Origin of the sequence: Novosphingobium sp. (assembly GCF_965228995.1) — a bacterium.
In the GTDB taxonomy this organism is placed as follows: domain Bacteria; phylum Pseudomonadota; class Alphaproteobacteria; order Sphingomonadales; family Sphingomonadaceae; genus Novosphingobium.
Genome location: NZ_OZ245852.1, coordinates 1591879 through 1607858, shown reverse-complemented (window position 1 = coordinate 1607858; position 15980 = coordinate 1591879). Strand labels below are relative to the sequence as shown.

15 protein-coding genes are annotated in these 15980 nt (G+C 67.0%); 8 read left to right on the top strand and 7 right to left on the bottom strand.

Annotated features, from left to right (window positions below):
• Positions 1 to 2: 2 nt before the first annotated feature.
• Positions 3 to 1214, bottom strand: coding sequence for a heavy-metal-associated domain-containing protein (locus tag ACO056_RS07630; protein ID WP_421854172.1), 1212 nt, complete (start codon positions 1212 to 1214; stop codon positions 3 to 5).
• Positions 1215 to 1395: 181 nt separating this feature from the next.
• Here ACO056_RS07630 and purM point away from each other — a divergent pair, with 181 nt between their 5' ends.
• The 4 genes from purM (at position 1396) to ACO056_RS07610 (ending at position 5810) form a co-directional block, all read left to right on the top strand.
• Positions 1396 to 2502 (top strand): phosphoribosylformylglycinamidine cyclo-ligase, encoded by a 1107-nt coding sequence (gene purM, locus ACO056_RS07625; protein ID WP_421854169.1) that lies wholly within the window; start codon positions 1396 to 1398, stop codon positions 2500 to 2502.
• Positions 2503 to 2655: 153 nt separating this feature from the next.
• A complete protein-coding gene (gene purN / locus ACO056_RS07620) occupies positions 2656 to 3597 on the top strand; it encodes a phosphoribosylglycinamide formyltransferase (RefSeq protein ID WP_421854166.1) in 942 nt (313 codons plus the stop codon).
• A gap of 31 nt (positions 3598 to 3628) precedes the next feature.
• Positions 3629 to 4777 carry an MFS transporter gene (locus tag ACO056_RS07615; protein WP_421854163.1) on the top strand — a complete coding sequence of 383 codons (1149 nt, stop codon included), beginning with the start codon at positions 3629 to 3631 and terminating at the stop codon, positions 4775 to 4777.
• Positions 4778 to 4835: 58 nt separating this feature from the next.
• Complete coding sequence (locus ACO056_RS07610; protein WP_421854161.1) at positions 4836 to 5810, top strand: hypothetical protein; 975 nt, start codon at positions 4836 to 4838, stop codon at positions 5808 to 5810.
• Here ACO056_RS07610 and ACO056_RS07605 read toward each other — a convergent pair.
• The 6 genes from ACO056_RS07605 to ACO056_RS07580 all read right to left on the bottom strand — a co-directional run bounded on the left by ACO056_RS07605 (position 5797) and on the right by ACO056_RS07580 (position 9920).
• Positions 5797 to 6036, bottom strand: coding sequence for a hypothetical protein (locus ACO056_RS07605; RefSeq protein WP_421854158.1), 240 nt, complete (start codon positions 6034 to 6036; stop codon positions 5797 to 5799). The genes ACO056_RS07610 and ACO056_RS07605 overlap by 14 nt on opposite strands.
• A gap of 78 nt (positions 6037 to 6114) precedes the next feature.
• Positions 6115 to 6537 (bottom strand): nucleoside-diphosphate kinase, encoded by a 423-nt coding sequence (gene ndk, locus ACO056_RS07600; RefSeq protein ID WP_067908053.1) that lies wholly within the window; start codon positions 6535 to 6537, stop codon positions 6115 to 6117.
• Between the two features lie 87 nt (positions 6538 to 6624).
• Positions 6625 to 7068, bottom strand: a complete 444-nt coding sequence (locus ACO056_RS07595; protein WP_421854155.1) for a DNA polymerase III subunit chi — start codon at positions 7066 to 7068, stop codon at positions 6625 to 6627.
• A 9-nt stretch (positions 7069 to 7077) separates the two neighbouring features.
• The gene (locus tag ACO056_RS07590; RefSeq protein ID WP_421854152.1) at positions 7078 to 8310 is read right to left on the bottom strand and encodes a M24 family metallopeptidase; all 1233 of its coding nucleotides are present in this window, start codon (positions 8308 to 8310) and stop codon (positions 7078 to 7080) included.
• Entirely contained in the window at positions 8307 to 8450 is a 144-nt protein-coding gene (locus tag ACO056_RS07585; RefSeq protein ID WP_421855367.1) for a DUF2256 domain-containing protein, read from the bottom strand. Before ACO056_RS07585 ends, ACO056_RS07590 begins: the two co-directional genes overlap by 4 nt.
• 12 nt (positions 8451 to 8462) lie before the next feature.
• Positions 8463 to 9920, bottom strand: a complete 1458-nt coding sequence (locus ACO056_RS07580) for a leucyl aminopeptidase (protein ID WP_421854149.1) — start codon at positions 9918 to 9920, stop codon at positions 8463 to 8465.
• 182 nt (positions 9921 to 10102) lie between these two features.
• Here ACO056_RS07580 and ACO056_RS07575 point away from each other — a divergent pair, with 182 nt between their 5' ends.
• The 4 genes from ACO056_RS07575 (at position 10103) to rsmA (ending at position 15937) form a co-directional block, all read left to right on the top strand.
• Complete coding sequence (locus tag ACO056_RS07575; protein WP_421854146.1) at positions 10103 to 12310, top strand: LPS-assembly protein LptD; 2208 nt, start codon at positions 10103 to 10105, stop codon at positions 12308 to 12310.
• Between the two features lie 205 nt (positions 12311 to 12515).
• Complete coding sequence (locus tag ACO056_RS07570) at positions 12516 to 13895, top strand: peptidylprolyl isomerase (protein ID WP_421854143.1); 1380 nt, start codon at positions 12516 to 12518, stop codon at positions 13893 to 13895.
• 148 nt (positions 13896 to 14043) lie between these two features.
• Positions 14044 to 15063, top strand: coding sequence for a 4-hydroxythreonine-4-phosphate dehydrogenase PdxA (gene pdxA, locus ACO056_RS07565; protein WP_421854140.1), 1020 nt, complete (start codon positions 14044 to 14046; stop codon positions 15061 to 15063).
• A 52-nt stretch (positions 15064 to 15115) separates the two neighbouring features.
• The gene (gene rsmA / locus ACO056_RS07560) at positions 15116 to 15937 is read left to right on the top strand and encodes a 16S rRNA (adenine(1518)-N(6)/adenine(1519)-N(6))-dimethyltransferase RsmA (RefSeq protein WP_421854137.1); all 822 of its coding nucleotides are present in this window, start codon (positions 15116 to 15118) and stop codon (positions 15935 to 15937) included.
• The last annotated feature ends 43 nt before the right edge of the window (positions 15938 to 15980 follow it).

Sequence of the window (15980 nt, the reverse complement as noted above, 5' to 3'; positions counted from 1 at the left end):
GCCTACTTGCGGAGATTGAGCGCGCCGGCCCCTTGGGTCACGCGCCAGCCCTGCGCGCGCAAGGCCGCGGCAAGCGCGTCGATATCGCCGGCAAAGGTCACGCGCATCACCGAAGTGCCGCCGATGGCAAGGCTGGTCGTCACCGCTTCCTTGACGCCATCGACCCGGCGCACCGCACCCACACCTGCATCCACTGCTGCCGCATCGGGCGTGGGGAACTGCACGGTCACCGCCACCGTCGGCACGGCCGCCGCCGTCGCCGCAGCCAAAGGGCCAGCCGCCGCAGTCGTTGCGGCAGGCACAGGGCCCAGTTTGGCGACGATGCTTTCGACCAGCGCGGGATCGAGATCGGGCCGCATCGAAAGCGAGGGATCGGGCGCAAGCTGCCCTGCCGCAAGCGCGCCCGCATAGATGCCATCGAGCCGGGTAATCGCCTCGTTCAGCATGGCGGGCAGCTTGTCCTCGCTCGGTGCCGTCAGCTCGAAGCTGCCAAGGAACTGGTTGTCCGGCCCGCGCCGCGCGGTGAACGTGCCGTGGATCGGTCCGCCCGGCCATGCCCGCTCAAGCTTGGCAATCGGCATGATCACATCCGACGCGCCAAACGAATCGAGCAGCAACCGCCACCAGTTGCGGCTGCGCCGGCTGATCTGCCCCGCCGTCAGCAGCAGCGAATCCGCGCCCGCGCCTGCCGGACGGACATAGTCGATCACGCTGGAGCCGGTGCGGAACTCGGCCCAGGCCTTCTGCCAGGGCGTGCGCGTCTCGAACACCGAAGTCACCCCGCCCTGGATCAGCACGGGGATCACCAGCAGCGGCGCCGAATGCGCGATCTGGCCCTGCATGCCAAGGTAGCTGCCAGTCCGCGCGCGGTCGAAGATCACGCCGAGAGTCGCGATATAGCGGTGCGGGCCGATCTGCTCCTGCCCGACGACCACGGCCGAAACCATGCCGTCGATCGTGCCATCATCGAGTGCGGGCGCCGCGCCGCCGCCCAGCCCGTTGGACTTCCACAGCTTCTCCCACGCGAGGCGCTGCGCCTGCTTCCAGCCGTTGGCGCGGGCTTCCTCGGCGGTCTTGCCGGTGGTGTTGACCTCGATCCCGCTCACCTCGAAATCGCCGTTGCTGGCAATCGGCGCGATGCCGCGGTCACCCTCGATCTGCGCGTAGATGGCCGCGCCCCCGCCTGCGAGCAGCAGGCCAAGCCCCGCCAGCAACGCAAGGCGCGCCTTGCGTTTCGGTTCCGGCCAGAGGGTCGCAGGGAAAGAGATGGGACGCAGGGCGGCCAAGGGAACTCCGTGATGTGGACGCCGGGAACGCGTGCCGGACTTCGGCTTGCGCCGCTTTTGCCCAAAGGCAAGTGGAAATCCAAGCGGGAAAGCGCTAGGCGCGTGCCCCATGGCTTCCACCGACGAAACTTCGCAGTCCTACTCCTACGCCAAGGCGGGGGTAGATATCGCCGCGGGCAATGCCCTCGTGAAGGCAATCGGCCCCTTGGCGCGCGCCACCGCCCGCCCTGGCGCCGATGCCGAACTGGGCGGCTTCGGCGCATTCTTCGATCTCAAGGCGGCGGGCTACAAGGACCCGCTGCTGGTTGCGGGTAATGACGGTGTCGGCACCAAGGTCAAGCTCGCCATCGATCACGACCGGCATGATGCGATCGGCATCGATCTCGTCGCGATGTGCGTCAACGATCTCATCGTACAGGGCGCGGAGCCCTTGTTCTTTCTCGATTATTTTGCCACCGGCAAGCTCGATACCGGGGTTGCCGAGCGCGTCGTGGCGGGCATCGCCGAAGGCTGCCGCATGGCCGGCTGTGCGCTGATCGGGGGCGAAACCGCCGAAATGCCCGGCATGTACGGCCCCGGTGATTACGACCTCGCGGGCTTCTGCGTCGGCGCGGTCGAGCGCGGCGAGCAGCTGACCGGAAGCCGCGTCGCCGAAGGCGACGTGCTCATCGGCCTCGCTTCCTCGGGCGTCCATTCCAACGGCTATTCGCTGGTCCGCCGCCTCGCTGCCGACAAGGGCTGGAAGCTCGATCGCCCCGCATTGTTCGACAATGAACGCCTGCTGATCGATCACCTGATCGAGCCCACGCGCATCTATGTGAAGAGCCTGCTGCCCTTCATCCGTGCGGGCCGCATCCACGCCCTCGCTCACATCACCGGCGGCGGCCTGCTCGAAAACGTCCCCCGCGTGCTGCCCAAGGGGCTCCACGCCCGCATCGATGCCGATGCCTGGGAACAGCCGCGCCTGATGGCGTTCCTGCAGGCGCAGGGGCAGATCGAGCCCGAGGAAATGGCCCGCACCTTCAACTGCGGCGTCGGCATGGTGCTCGCGGTCGCGCCGGACGAAGCTTCGGGGCTGATCACCGATCTGACTGCCGCGGGCGAAACCGCCTTTCCGGTGGGTGAGATCATCGCGGGCGAAAAAGGCTGCACCGTCTTCGGCAGCGCCGAGGCATGGTCCGCCCGCGCGCCGTGGGAAGCGGTGCATGTCGGCTGAGAACTTCCTCCCCATTTTCGTCGCAGACGCAAATGGGGAGGTGGCCCGCCGGAGGCGGGTCGGAGGGGTAGTGGCGGCAGGGAAGAACCCCTCCGTCAGCCCTGCGGGCTGCCACCTCCCCATTTGCACTTCGTGAAAATGGAGAGGACCTAAATGACCACCCCCGCCAAAGTCGCCGTATTCATCTCTGGCAGCGGCACCAATATGGCTGCGCTGCTCTATGCCAGCCGCCTGCCGACCTGCCCGTTCGAGATCGTCCTCGTCCTCTCCAACAACCCCGAAGCGGGCGGGATGAAACTCGCCGAAGCGGAAGGCATCCCCACTTTCGTCCTCCCGCACAAGGGCATTCCCCGCGCCGAGCATGACGCGGCGATGGAGGCCGAAGTCCGCCGCGCCGGTGCGCAGTGGATCGCGCTGGCCGGCTACATGCGCATCCTCAGCCCCGAATTCGTCGCGCGCTGGGAAGGGCGGATGGTCAATATCCACCCATCGCTTCTCCCGAAGTACACCGGCCTGCACACCCACGAGCGCGCGCTGGCCGCTGGTGACAGCCACGCCGGCTGCACCGTCCACCTCGTCACCGCCGATCTCGATGAAGGCCCGATCCTCGGCCAGATCCCCGTCGCAATTCTGCCCGGCGACACCGCCGATGCGCTCGCCGCGCGCGTCCTCTTCGCCGAGCATCAGCTCTACGCCCGCTGCCTCGCCGAACTCGTCACGCGCGACGCCGATCCTGCCTGGCTCACGGCGCAAGTCCGCGCCCTTGCCATGGCGCTGCCCGAAGCGGAGGAAAGCCTGAGCCACGGCATGGCCTGCTTCGGCATCGTGAAAGGCAAGAAGTTCGCCTGGGTCAGCGCCGACCACCATGGCGATGGAAAAACCGCGCTTCTCGTCAAGATCAGCGGGGCGGACGAACAGGAACAGCTCATCGAAAGCGATCCCGACCGCTTCTACCGCCCGGCCTATTTCGGCGACGCGTGGATAGCTATTCGTCTTGACCTCGGAGGCGTTGACTGGGACGACATTGCCGAATGGCTGCGCCGCTCGTGGCAGGCCGTTGCGCCGCGCAAGCTTGCGGCGATGATGGAATTCTGATCGCAGCCCTGCCCGGCCGCCGGAGCCCCCAATGCCCCGAACCCTGCTTTCCCCGCTGCACCGGCTCTATTTTCACTCCGCCCTGCAATCGTTTGTCGAAGCGGGCGGCGGCATCTTCATTGCGGGCTTTCTCGTCAGCCGCGGCTTTTCCTTTCCGGCGGCGCTCGCCAGCTTCGCGCTGATCGTGCTCTCGCGCCTCGCGCTGCGCGGCCTCGTCCTGCCGCTGGCAGTGCGCTTCGGCGTGCGCAACGTGCTGCTGATAGGCATCGCCGTCCGCGCCATCAGCTTCGCGCTGCTGCCGCTGGTCCACGAAGTCGGCCCACTCCTCGCGCTGTTCCTTGGGGTGAGCGGCCTCGGCAGCGTGCTCTACTGGACGGCGTGGCACGGCTTCCTCCCCGTACTCACCGATACCGGGCGCGGCGGGCAGCAGATCAGCGTCCAGCAGGCAACCAGCGCGCTCGTCGGCATTGCCGCTCCCGCCCTGGGCGGCCTGCTCCTCGCTCACGGCGGGCCGGGCCTCGCCTTTGCCGTGATCACCGTGCTGCAACTTGCCAGCGCCCTGCCGCTGCTCGGCGCGCCAAATCCCGCAATCGACCCTGCGGCCATGCTCGAACCCGGCGTCGCCAGCTACGCGCGCCGCCTCTATTTCAACGAGGGCTTCCATTCGGGCTGCGCAGTGGTGATCTGGAACCTCGCGCTGTTCGCCTCGCTGGGTGAGCATTTCGACCAGTTCGGCGCAGCGATGGCCGCCGCCGGGCTTGCCGCCGCCGCCGGAAGCGTCTTCGTCGGCCGTCTGATCGACGGCGGGCGCCCCCGTCATTCGCTTGTCATCGCTTATGGTGCTGCGGCCGTCGCCCTCGCCGCCAAGGGCACCGCGCTGGGCCACCCCCTGCTCGCCGTCGCCGCGACCGCGCTCGGCGCGCTCGTCGTGCCGATGACCAGCACCGCCATGCTCGCCCCGCTCTATGCCATGGCCCGGCAGGGCCCCTGCGTGCTGCGCTTCTCGATGGCGACCGAGGGCGGCTGGGACCTCGGCTGTTCCGCCGCCTGCCTCACCGCCGCAGCCATGCTGGCGGGCGGCGCGGGCTTCCGCCTGCCGATCCTCCTCGGCCTCGCCGCCATCGCCATGATGGCCTGGATGCTCGACCGCTGGTATGTGCGGCGCGCAGCCTTGGCCTAGGCTTTCAATGGGAAGCCCGGGACTCGACGTGCCCGGAGCAGCAACCTAAGTACTCGGGATGATCCGCGCGCTTTTCTTCAGCCTCGCCGCCATCCTGACTCTGGCCCTGACCGCACCGAGCGCATTTGCAGCTGATCCCGCCCCCGCAAAACCGGCCATCGTCGACCTCACCGGAGACTACACCCGCTTCTACCACGCCAGCATCGGGCAGGAGCGATTTGCGCGGGCCGCCGCGTTCAAGCGGCTGATGGCAGAGAAATTTCCTGGCTTCTACACCGAGACCCGGTTGGGTGCGCCCGCCGCAGCTTACGACGAAATAATCGCTAAGTCGTTTGACGCCTTTCCGGAGATCGAGGCCAGGTTCACCGCCCGGGCTGCCGCACTCGAACCAGCCTTTGCTAATGCGATCAGCGATTTTCACCGCACCTTTCCGGAGGCCAGCGCACTCCCGCCGACCTACCTCGTCCACAGCCTCGGCGAAATGGATGGCGGCACGCGGGAGATCGGCGGCGGCACCGTGCTAGTGTTCGGCGCCGACATGATCGCGCGGCTCCACCGTGCGGGTGCGAACGAGAGGCCCTTCTTAGAACACGAACTGTTCCACACTTATCACGAGCCGCGCTTCGGCGAGTGCAAGCCACTATGGTGCGCGCTGTGGGAGGAAGGGCTCGCGACTTATGTTGCCGATCAGCTCAATCCCGGCGCGACCGAGGACGAACTCCTGCTGCCAATGGCCATGCGCCGTCAGATCGACGCGAACCGCGCCGTTGCCGCCTGCGCCGTGCTGCAACGCGCGATGTCGGAAGACCCGCATGACTATTCGGCGCTGTTCAACAGTGGGCGCAATCTGCCAAGCTTGCCTGACCGCGCAGGATACTATGTCGGTTATCTGGTCGCACAGAGCCTCAGCAAGGGCCGGAACTTGGGCGAACTCGCCCGCTTGGATCAGGCTGCCGCCCGGCCGCTCATCCTTGCCGAACTAGCAGTGCTGGCCCCCGATTGCCCCTCAGCGGCAGCGATCAGATCTCGCTAATCTCCACCACCGGCCGGTCCTCGCGCGTCCCGCGATAGCGCGCATTTGGCTCGCTCTCGCCGGGCGAGATCACCACATGATCCTCGTGCACTTCGAGCAGCGTGCCGACAAACGGCATGCCCTCAAGGCTGCCCGTCACACGGTAGCTCACAACATCACCCACCTTGAACGTGGCGGGATCGAAATTGAATTCGAACGGGCACGACCCGTCCCCCATCCCCATCATCGCCTGCACTCTCCCGAAACGCAAAAGGCCGCCGGATCGCTCCGGCGGCCCCTGCCATAGCAACCTGCGCGCAGCAGATCAGCCGACGATTTCTTCAGGCTTGAAGAAGTAGGCGATTTCGATCGCCGCGTTCTCGTCCGAATCCGAACCGTGCACGGTGTTGGCTTCGATCGATTCGGCCAGTTCCTTGCGGATCGTGCCCGGCTCGGCATTGGCGGGGTTGGTCGCGCCCATGATGTCGCGGTTGCGCTGCATGGCGTTCTCGCCTTCCAGCACCTGCACCACGACCGGGCCCGAGATCATGAACTCGACCAGATCATTGAAGAACGGACGCTCGCGGTGGACGGCGTAGAAGCCCTCGGCCTGCTCGCGGCTCATGTGGATGCGCTTCGAGGCAACGACGCGCAGGCCGGCTTCCTCGAGCATCTTGGTGACAGCGCCAGTCAGGTTGCGGCGCGTGGCATCGGGCTTGATGATCGAAAAGGTGCGGGTAACCGCCATGGGATGTTCCTTGCGTATTGGGGGAGGCTTTTGGTTGGCCGCGCCCCTAGCGGGGTTTGTGCTGCACTGCAAGGTTGTGGGGCAAGGTTACTGGCGCACCGGCCCCTCCAGCCACTTGCCGCCTTCTTGCCGCCAATACTTGCGCTCCACTCCTTCGCGGCTGCCGAGCATGCGCCAGGTCGCCCGCGCATCGTCGATCCGCTCGGGCGGAAACAGCAGGAACACCCGCTCGGCGTTTTCCATGTCCCGCCACGCCCCGTCCGCCAGCGCCAGATAGCGCGCGCCGTTGGCAGGCTGGGGCTCATGCGAAAGCAGGATCGGCTGGCGCGCATCGTGCTCGCCGCCCGCCATGCCGTTGGCGAGGAAGCTTTCAGGAATGCGCGTCCACAGCGCCTCGCTGATCCGCGTAAGCTGCTCCGCGTCTTCCGAAACCACCAGCATCCGCTCGCCCGCGCCCAGCGTACCTTGCGCCAGCCGTGGCAGCACAAGCTCAGCCGGATCGCGCGAAAGCTGATAGAAATCGACCCGCACCGCGCGCCCTCAGATCGGATCGTCGAGCGAACGGGCCAGCGGCGTGAAGCTCTTCGGCCCCGCCTCGGTCATCACCCAGCAGTCCTCCAGTCGCATCCCGAATTCGCCCGGAATGTAGAGCCCCGGCTCATTGGAAAAGCACATGCCCGGCGCCAGCGGCGTCCGATCATTGCCGACGAGATAGGGGCTCTCGTGCCCGTCCATCCCGATGCCATGCCCCGCCCTGTGCGGCAGGCCCGGCAGCGCAAAGCCCGGGCCCCAGCCCTCGCTCTCATAGAAGCCCCGCACAGCCGCATCGAGCGTACCGGCCGGTGCGCCGACCTTTGCCGCCTCGAACACTTTCGCCTGCCCGCGCCGAACTGTGTCCCACACCTTGCGCTGCCGCGCGCTCGGCTCACCGAACACGAACGTGCGCGAAATGTCGGACTGGTAGTCCTCCACGATGCAGCCGCAGTCCATCAGCACGACCGATCCTTCACGCACCGCTTGCGGCGTGTGCGACCCATGCGGATAAGCGCTCGCCTCATTGAGCAGCACCAGCGCGAAATCGCTTTGCGCCCCCATCCGCACCGTCGCCTTCTCGATCAGCGTGCCGATCTCGCCCGCCGTCATCCCCTTCTGCACCGCTGAATGCGCCTCACGGATCGCGGCCAGCGTGATCGTGTTCGCAATCTGCATCAGCGCCAGTTCGGCTGGTGACTTGATCTGGCGGCAGGCATTGACCAGCGCAGCGCCTGAAACGACGGCAAAGCTCCCCTCTCGGGCCAGCCCCTCGGTGATGAACTCCCGCGTCGTCTGCTCGACCGCAACTAGCCCGGCGCGGCCCTTCAGCGCATCGCCGATCAGCGCAAAGGGGCTCGCATCCTCGTGCCAGGTGCGAAGATCCGCCGGCACTGCCAGCGTCTCCTTCACCGAAGGCGCCTCGAAGAACGGTGTGACCACGATCGGCTGACCATGCGCGGGAATAACCGCCGCCGTGATCCGCTCCGAACGCGACCAGTGGATGCCGGTGAAATAGGTCAGGCTGCTCCCGCTTTCGACCAGCAGCGCGGCAATGCCCTGCTCGGCCATCAGCCCCTGCACTTTGGCGATGCGCGCCAGGCGCTCCGCCGGGGTGATCGGCACGGCCGCATCGGCCAGGCGGGCGGGTGCGGCGCGCAGCGGGGCAAGTGGCAGCGCGGCCAGTGCCGCCATGCCGCCAGCCCCCGCCAGCACCCCGCGCCGTGAAATGCCGTAGCTCATGCCGCTTTCCCCTTCCCCGAACGGCAGCGATCCGAACAGAACTTCACGTTCTCCCAATCACGCTCCCACTTCTTGCGCCACGTAAAAGGCAGACCGCAGGCGGCGCAGAGCTTGCTCGGCAAGTCCGCCTTGCGGCGCATCTTCGGCACGTATCAGGCTTCCAGCACGTCGCGCACGTAGCGATCGAGCAGGCGCACGCCGAAGCCGGTCGCGCCCTTGTCATGCGTCGCGCCCGGCTTGTCTACCCACACCGTCCCGGCGATATCGAGGTGCGCCCAGGCCACGCCCTTGTCGACAAAGCGCTGGATGAACTGCGCCGCCGTGATCGAGCCGCCATAGCGCGGACCCACGTTCTTCATGTCGGCAATCGGGCTGTCGATCAGCTTGTCGTAGGCGGGGCCGATGGGCATGCGCCACAGCTTGTCGCCGCTTGCCTTGCCCGCTGCATCGAGTTGCCCGGCCAGCAGATCATCGTTGGCGAACATGCCGGCATGCTCATGCCCCAGGGAAATGATGATCGCGCCGGTCAGCGTCGCAAGGTCGATGATCGTGGCGGGCGCGTATTCCTTCTGCACCCAGGTGACGGCGTCGCACAGCACGAGGCGGCCTTCGGCGTCGGTGTTGATCACCTCGACCGTCTGGCCCGACATCGAGGTGACGACATCGCCCGGGCGCTGCGCATTGCCATCGGGCATGTTCTCGACAAGGCCGCACACGCCGATCACGTCCGCCTGCGCCTTGCGCCGCGCCAGCGCGAGCATGGTGCCCGCCACGGCGCCCGCGCCGCCCATGTCCCACTTCATGTCTTCCATGCCCGCCGCCGGCTTGATCGAGATGCCGCCGGTGTCGAACGTCACGCCCTTGCCCACGAAGGCCGTCGGCCGCGCGCCAGCTTTGCCCTTCCAGCGCATCGCGAGGATCTGCGGCTCGCGCACCGAACCCTGCGCCACACCCAGCAGCGCGCCCATGCCGAGCGCGGTCATCTCGGCAAGGCCGAGCACCACGATCTCGACGCCCGCGCCTTCAAGCCGCGCCTTGCAGCGCTCGACGAAGCTGGCAGGGTAAATCACGTTTGCAGGCTCGGTCACCAGTTCGCGGGTAAACTCCACGCCCTCGGCAATCGCAGCTTCGGTTTCCCAGACGTCTGCGGTGCCATCCGGCGCGCCGAACACCACGATCTTCGCCAGCGAAGGCTTCTGCTCGTCGCTCAGCTTCGTGCGGTACACATCATGGCGCCACGCGCGCAGCCGCGCCGCCAGCAGCACGGCGGTCGCTTCCTCGGCGGTGAGCCCGCTGCCGGCGAAGTCGATGGCGAGTTCGGTTTCGCCCGACGTCAGGTACTTCGCGGTCAGTCCGCCGCCCGCACGCTCCAGCGTCGCGGTGCGCCCGGCCGCGCCTGCCTCACCGATTCCGGCAAAGGCGAGCCGCTGCACGCTTGCGCCTGCCGGCACCATCGCCTCGAAGATCTGGCCGGCCTTGCCGGTAAAGCGGGCTGCAGCCGCAGCACCGCGCACCAGCACATCGGAGTCGGCGGGGAGGCCGTCCTGCGTGACGAGGCTGGCAACCAGGCGGGGACGGGCGGTATCGGCGGCGGCGAATTCGATAATCATTCAAGGCTCCTGCCGGAAAAAGGGCACACCCCAAGGCTTTGCTTTGCCGAAGGTGAAATGTGGGTTTGCAGTTAAGCGGCACCGGTGCGATAGGCAAGGCCATGCGAGCCCCCCCGCGGCCCCTGCCGCAAGCCTTGTCCCGATGCTTGCGGCCATCGTGCGTCGCTTCGATTCGCCCGGCTTTGGCCGCGCTTGGGGCGCTGGCGCTGGCTTCTGGCGCGGCTCATGCCCAGTCGGCAGACCGGGCACCCCCGCACCAAGAGGCAGATGCTTCGCGTGAAATCCGTTTTCAGGCTGATCGCGTTACTTATGCCAGCGATGCCGAAACCGTCACCGCCACCGGCAATGTCGTCCTCAACCGCGCCGAACAGACCGTGCGCGCCGATGTCGTCACGTGGAACCGCAAGACCGGGCTGATCGAGGCGAGCGGCAACATCCGCTTCGTCGATGAAGCCGGCAACGTCCTCTATACCGACAAGGTCGAGCTGACCGATGAGCTCAAGGCCGGCGCGATCGAGGACATGCTGCTTGTCCTGCGCCAGGGCGGCCGCCTTGCGGCCCGCAGCGGGACGCGCGCCGCGAATGGCGACATGGTCCTCCACGATGCCGCCTATTCCGGCTGCGCGGTGGAAGACGAAGACGGCTGCCCCAAGCGCCCAAGCTGGGAAGTGACCGCGGTTGCCGTCACTTACGATGCCAAGGACCAGCGCGTCCGCTACAAGGGCGCGCTGCTGCGCGTGTTCGGTCTGCCGATCCTGCCGCTGCCGGGCCTTTCCCACACTTCCGACTTCCGCGCCGAAAGCGGTCTGCTGATCCCCGATTTCCGCTTCAGCGCGGCCAACGGCGCCGAAATCAGCGACACCTATTACTGGCGCCTCGCCAACAACAAGGATCTGGCGCTCACCGGCTATATCTTCACCGGCGCGCTGCCGATGATTTCCGGCCGCTACCGCCAGCTGACAGACCATGGCGCCTTCCAGGCCAGCGCCTACCTCACCCGCAGCGCGCGCATCAACGTGGGCGGCGGCAATGTCACCGATGCCAATGCGCAGCAGCAGGTGTTCCGCGGCTATTTCGAAGCCAACGGCCGCCTCCAGCTTTCGGAGAACTGGAGCCTCACCGGCTACGGCCGCTACGCCAGCGACCGCACGTTCCTGCGCCGCTACGATATCAGCCGCGACGATCGCCTGCGCTCCACGATCAATCTCGAACGCATCGATGCGAACAGCTATTTCAGCCTCGCCGGATGGGCGGTACAGACGCTGCGCAGCGGTGATCGGCAGGGCCTTGTCCCCATCGCCATTCCCGCGCTCGAATACCGCCGCCGCATCGTTCCGCCCGCTGTCGGCGGCACGCTGGAGCTCCAGCTCAACAGCCTCGCGCTTACCCGCTCCGGCGGACAGGACACCCAGCGCGCCTTCGCCAAGGCGCAGTGGGACTTGCGCACGATCACCAGCCTCGGGCAGGAAATCACCTTCACCGCCCTCGTGCGCGGCGATGCGTATCATTCGCAGCAGAACGAGCTGACCAGCAACCTGTTCTATCGCGGCATTCCTGGCTGGCAGGGCCGCGCCATCGCCACCGCTGCGGTCGATATCAAGTGGCCGCTCATCGGCGCGGCGTTCGGCGGCACGCAAGTGTTCACGCCGCGCGTCCAGTTCGTCGCCATTCCGCACATCCGCAACTTCGCCATCCCCAACGAGGATTCGCGCTCGGTCGAGCTTGAGGATTCCAACCTCTTCTCGCTCAACCGCTTCCCCGGCTACGACCGGATCGAGGACGGCATGCGCGTGACCTACGGGGCAGACTGGCAGCTCACCCGCCCCGGCTGGCGCATCATGTCCACCATCGGCCAGAGCTACCGTCTTTCCACGCAGCAGACCCTGCTGCCCGATGGCACCGGCCTTTCCTCGCGCACCTCGGACATCGTCGGCCGCACCGATCTCCGCTTCCGCGATATCGTCCAGTTCACGCACCGCTACCGGCTCGACAAGGATAGCCTGAAGCTGCGCCGCAACGAGATCGACGCGACGATCGGCAACCACCGTACCTATGCCGAAATCGGCTATCTCAGGCTCAACCGCGATATCCCCGCCACTTTCGAGGACTTGCGCGACCGCGAGGAAGTGCGCTTCTCCGGCCGTATCGCGTTTGCGCGACGCTGGTCGGTGTTCGGCTCGGGCGTCGCCAACCTTACCGGCAAAGTCGACGATCCGACCAAGACCACGGACGGCTTCCAGATGCTGCGCCACCGTCTCGGCTTTGCCTATGCCGACGATTGCCTGGATATCGCGCTCACCTGGCGGCGCGATTACATCACCACGGGCGACGCAACGCGCGGCAACACCATCCAGTTCAATATCTCGTTCAAGGGATTGGGCGTCCGCTGAGGCGCGAACCATCCCTTTTTCCTCCGTTTCGCTTCCATCGCCGTTGCAATCGGGCTATCGCCCCGTCAGCTTCTGGGCCACTCACCTCGGGTTCAGCCGAACCATGCGAATGAGGGGCGGCCGAGGAACCGTTTGGGGAGACCATGCGGCGTGCCAGCCGGATGGGGCCGAAACACAGGCCAGAGAACAGGAATATCGAACTGCCATGAATACCCGGTTTCGCTTGTTTGCTGTCTCAGCGCGCGCCGCGCTCGGCCTTGGCGCCCTCGCAGTTGCCGCCGCCCCCATTGCCGGCTCATTCGCGCAGACCCTGCCCGATCCGGCGGAGGAGAGCTCGACCGATGGCGGTCTCAACCTCCCCGCCAATCCGATCATCTTCGGCAAGGCCGATCCGCACGTCCGCCGCGCCACCGCGATCGTGAACGGCGAAATCATCACCGGCACCGATGTCGACCAGCGCCTCGCGCTCATCGTCAGCGCCAACGGCGGCAAGGTCGCTCCGGAAGAGATGGAGCGCCTGCGCCTGCAGGTCCTGCGCAACCTGATCGACGAGACACTGCAGATCCAGGAAGCCAAGGCTGCCAACATCGAAATCGACGAGGACGAAGTCACCCAGACTTTCGACCGCGTCGCCCAGCAGAACTTCGGCCAGAATCCCGCCGCGCTCGAAAAGTACCTCGCCGGTATCGGTTCGTCCTCGGCCTCGCTCAAGCGCCAGATCAGGGGCGAACTTGCCTGGCAGCGCCTCCTGCGCCGCAACGTCCAGCCCTTCATAAACGTGTCGGACGGCGAAGTCCGCGAAATGATGGACCGCCTCAAGGCCGCCAAGGGCACCGAAGAATACCGCATCGGCGAAATCTACCTCGCCGCCACGCAGGAAACCAAGCCGCAGGTCCTCGCCAACGCGCAGAAGATCCTCGAACAGCTCAAGGGTGGTGGCAGCTTCGTTGCCTATGCGCGCCAGTATTCGCAGTCGTCCAGCGCCTCGGTCGGCGGCGATCTCGGCTGGATCCGCCTGGCCCAGCTCCCGCCCGAACTGGCGACGCCCGCCGCACAGATGACACCGGGCCAGCTCGTCGGCCCGATCGAACTCGCCTCGGGCTACTCGCTGCTCTATCTGATCGACAAGCGCCAGGTCCTCACCGCCGATCCGCGCGATGCGATACTCAGCCTCAAGCAGATCTCGATCGCCTTCCCCAAGGGCACCCCTGAAAAGGACGCCGCCGCCAAGGCCGGCGAATTTGCCAAGGTGGTCAAGGAGATCAAGGGCTGCGGCGGCGCCGATGCGGCTGCCGTCTCGCTCGGTGCCACCGTCGTCGCCAACGACCAGATCCGCGTGCGCGATCTGCCCACCGCGCTGCAGGACACCATCCTCAAGCTCTCGGTCGGCGAGACCACCCCGCCCTTCGGCTCGATCGAAGACGGCGTGCGCGTCCTCATGCTCTGCGGCCGCGATGATCCCAAGGTCGAAAGCGGGCCCAACTTCGAACAGCTGCAGTCGCAAATGGAAGACGACCGCGTGAACAAGCGCGCGCAAACCTACCTGCGCGACCTGCGCCGCGACGCGGTGATCGAGTACAACTGAGCGCCGCCCCTCAATTCATCATTGCGAGCGTAGCGAAGCAATCCAGAGCGTAAGGCGAACCGCTCTGGATCACCTCGCTACGCTCGCAATGACGCGCCAGGGACTCAAACCCCTCACCCTCCCGCCCCCGCTCTGCTAACACGCCCCCATGACCGTCACCCATCCGCTTCTCCCCCTCGCGATCAGCCTCGGCGATCCTGCCGGCATCGGCCCGGAGCTCATCGCCGCTGCGTGGGACCAGCGCGAGGCGCAAGCGCTCCCGCCGTTCTTCGCGGTCGGCAATCGCGATCTGATCGAAGCCGCCGCCCGCAGCCGCGGTCTCGCCATCCCGGTCGTCGCCATCGCCGCGCCGGATGAAGCCGCTGCGGTGTTCCCCCACGCGCTCCCCGTGCTCGATGTTGGCACCTGCACCTACACCCCCGGCCAGCCCGACGATGCCGGCGCCGCGCTCGCGCTCCGCGCGCTCGAGGTTGCGACCAGCCTCGTCAAACAAGGCGCCGCTGCCGCGCTCGTCACCGGCCCCATTGCCAAGAGCCGCCTTGCACGGATCGGGTTCAACCAGCCGGGGCAGACCGAATTCGTCGCCGAGGCTTGCGGCATCACCCCTGAAAACGCCGTGATGATGCTCGCCGGGCCCAACTTGCGCGTCGTTCCCGTCACCGTCCACGTCGCGCTGCGCGATGTGCCGTTCCTGCTCTCCTCCGAGCTGATCCGCTGCCGCTCCGCCATCGCCGCCACTGCGCTGACCCGCGATTTCGGCGTCGCCCACCCCCGCCTCGCCGTCGCCGCGCTCAATCCGCATGCCGGGGAGGATGGCCGCATGGGCACCGAAGACCGCGACGTCATCGCCCCTGCCGTCGCTGCCCTGCAAGCCGCCGGGATCGACGCACGCGGGCCGCTCCCGGCTGACACCATGTTCCACGCCGAAGCCCGCGGGACCTATGACGCCGCGATCTGCATGTACCACGATCAGGCGCTGATCCCGATCAAGGTCCTCGATTTCGACGAGGGCGTGAATGTCACGCTCGGCCTGCCGATCATTCGCACGTCGCCCGATCACGGCACCGCCTTTGGCATTGCCGGCACCGGCACTGCGCGTCCCGGCGCGACGATCGCCGCGATCCGCATGGCCGGGACATGCGCCGCGCGGAGAGCCGCCGCCGGATGACACACTCTGCGAAAACCGCTCAGGCTGAGCTTGTCGAAGCCCCCCGCAGGCCATGAACGACCTCCCCCCCTTGCGCGAGGTCGTTCAGCGCCACGGCCTCATCGCCACCAAGGCGCTTGGCCAGAACTTCCTGTTTGACGAACAGCTCCTCTCGCGCATCGCCCTGGTCCCCGGAGACCTGAAGGGCCAGAACGTCCTCGAAGTTGGCCCCGGCCCCGGCGGCCTCACCCGCGCGCTGCTGCGCCGGGGCGCGCAGGTCACCGCGATCGAGATGGACCGCCGCTGCCTCCCCGCACTGGCAGAACTGGCCGAAGCCTTCCCCGGCCAGCTCCGCGTGATCGAGGGCGATGCGATGAAAATCGCGCCCGCAGAGCTCTTCGACGCGCCCTGGCACATCGTCGCCAACCTGCCCTACAACGTCGGCACCGCGCTGTTCGTCGGCTGGCTCTCTGGCGAAAACTGGCCGCCGCAGTGGCGCAGCCTCACGCTCATGTTCCAGCAGGAAGTGGCGGAGCGCATCATCGCGGCGCCCGGCAGCGATGCCTACGGCCGCCTCGCCGTCCTCGCCCAGTGGCGCGCCAAGCCTCGCATCGCCATGCGCGTCCACCGCAGCGCCTTCACTCCGCCGCCCAAGGTGATGTCGGCGATCATCCACGTCGAACCGGCAGAGATGCCCGAAGGCGTCTCGCCCCGCATGCTCGAACGCGTGACGGAAGCCGCCTTCGGCCAGCGCCGCAAGATGCTGCGCCAGTCCCTCAAGGGCCTCCCCGGCGCGCTTGAAGCCCTCGAAACGCTAGGCATAGACGCACAGCGCCGCGCCGAAACGCTCGCCGTCGCCGATTTCGTGGCAATCGCCCGCATCCTCACCAACTAGATCCTCCCCACTTTTGCGAAGCACAAATGGGGAGGTGGCAGCG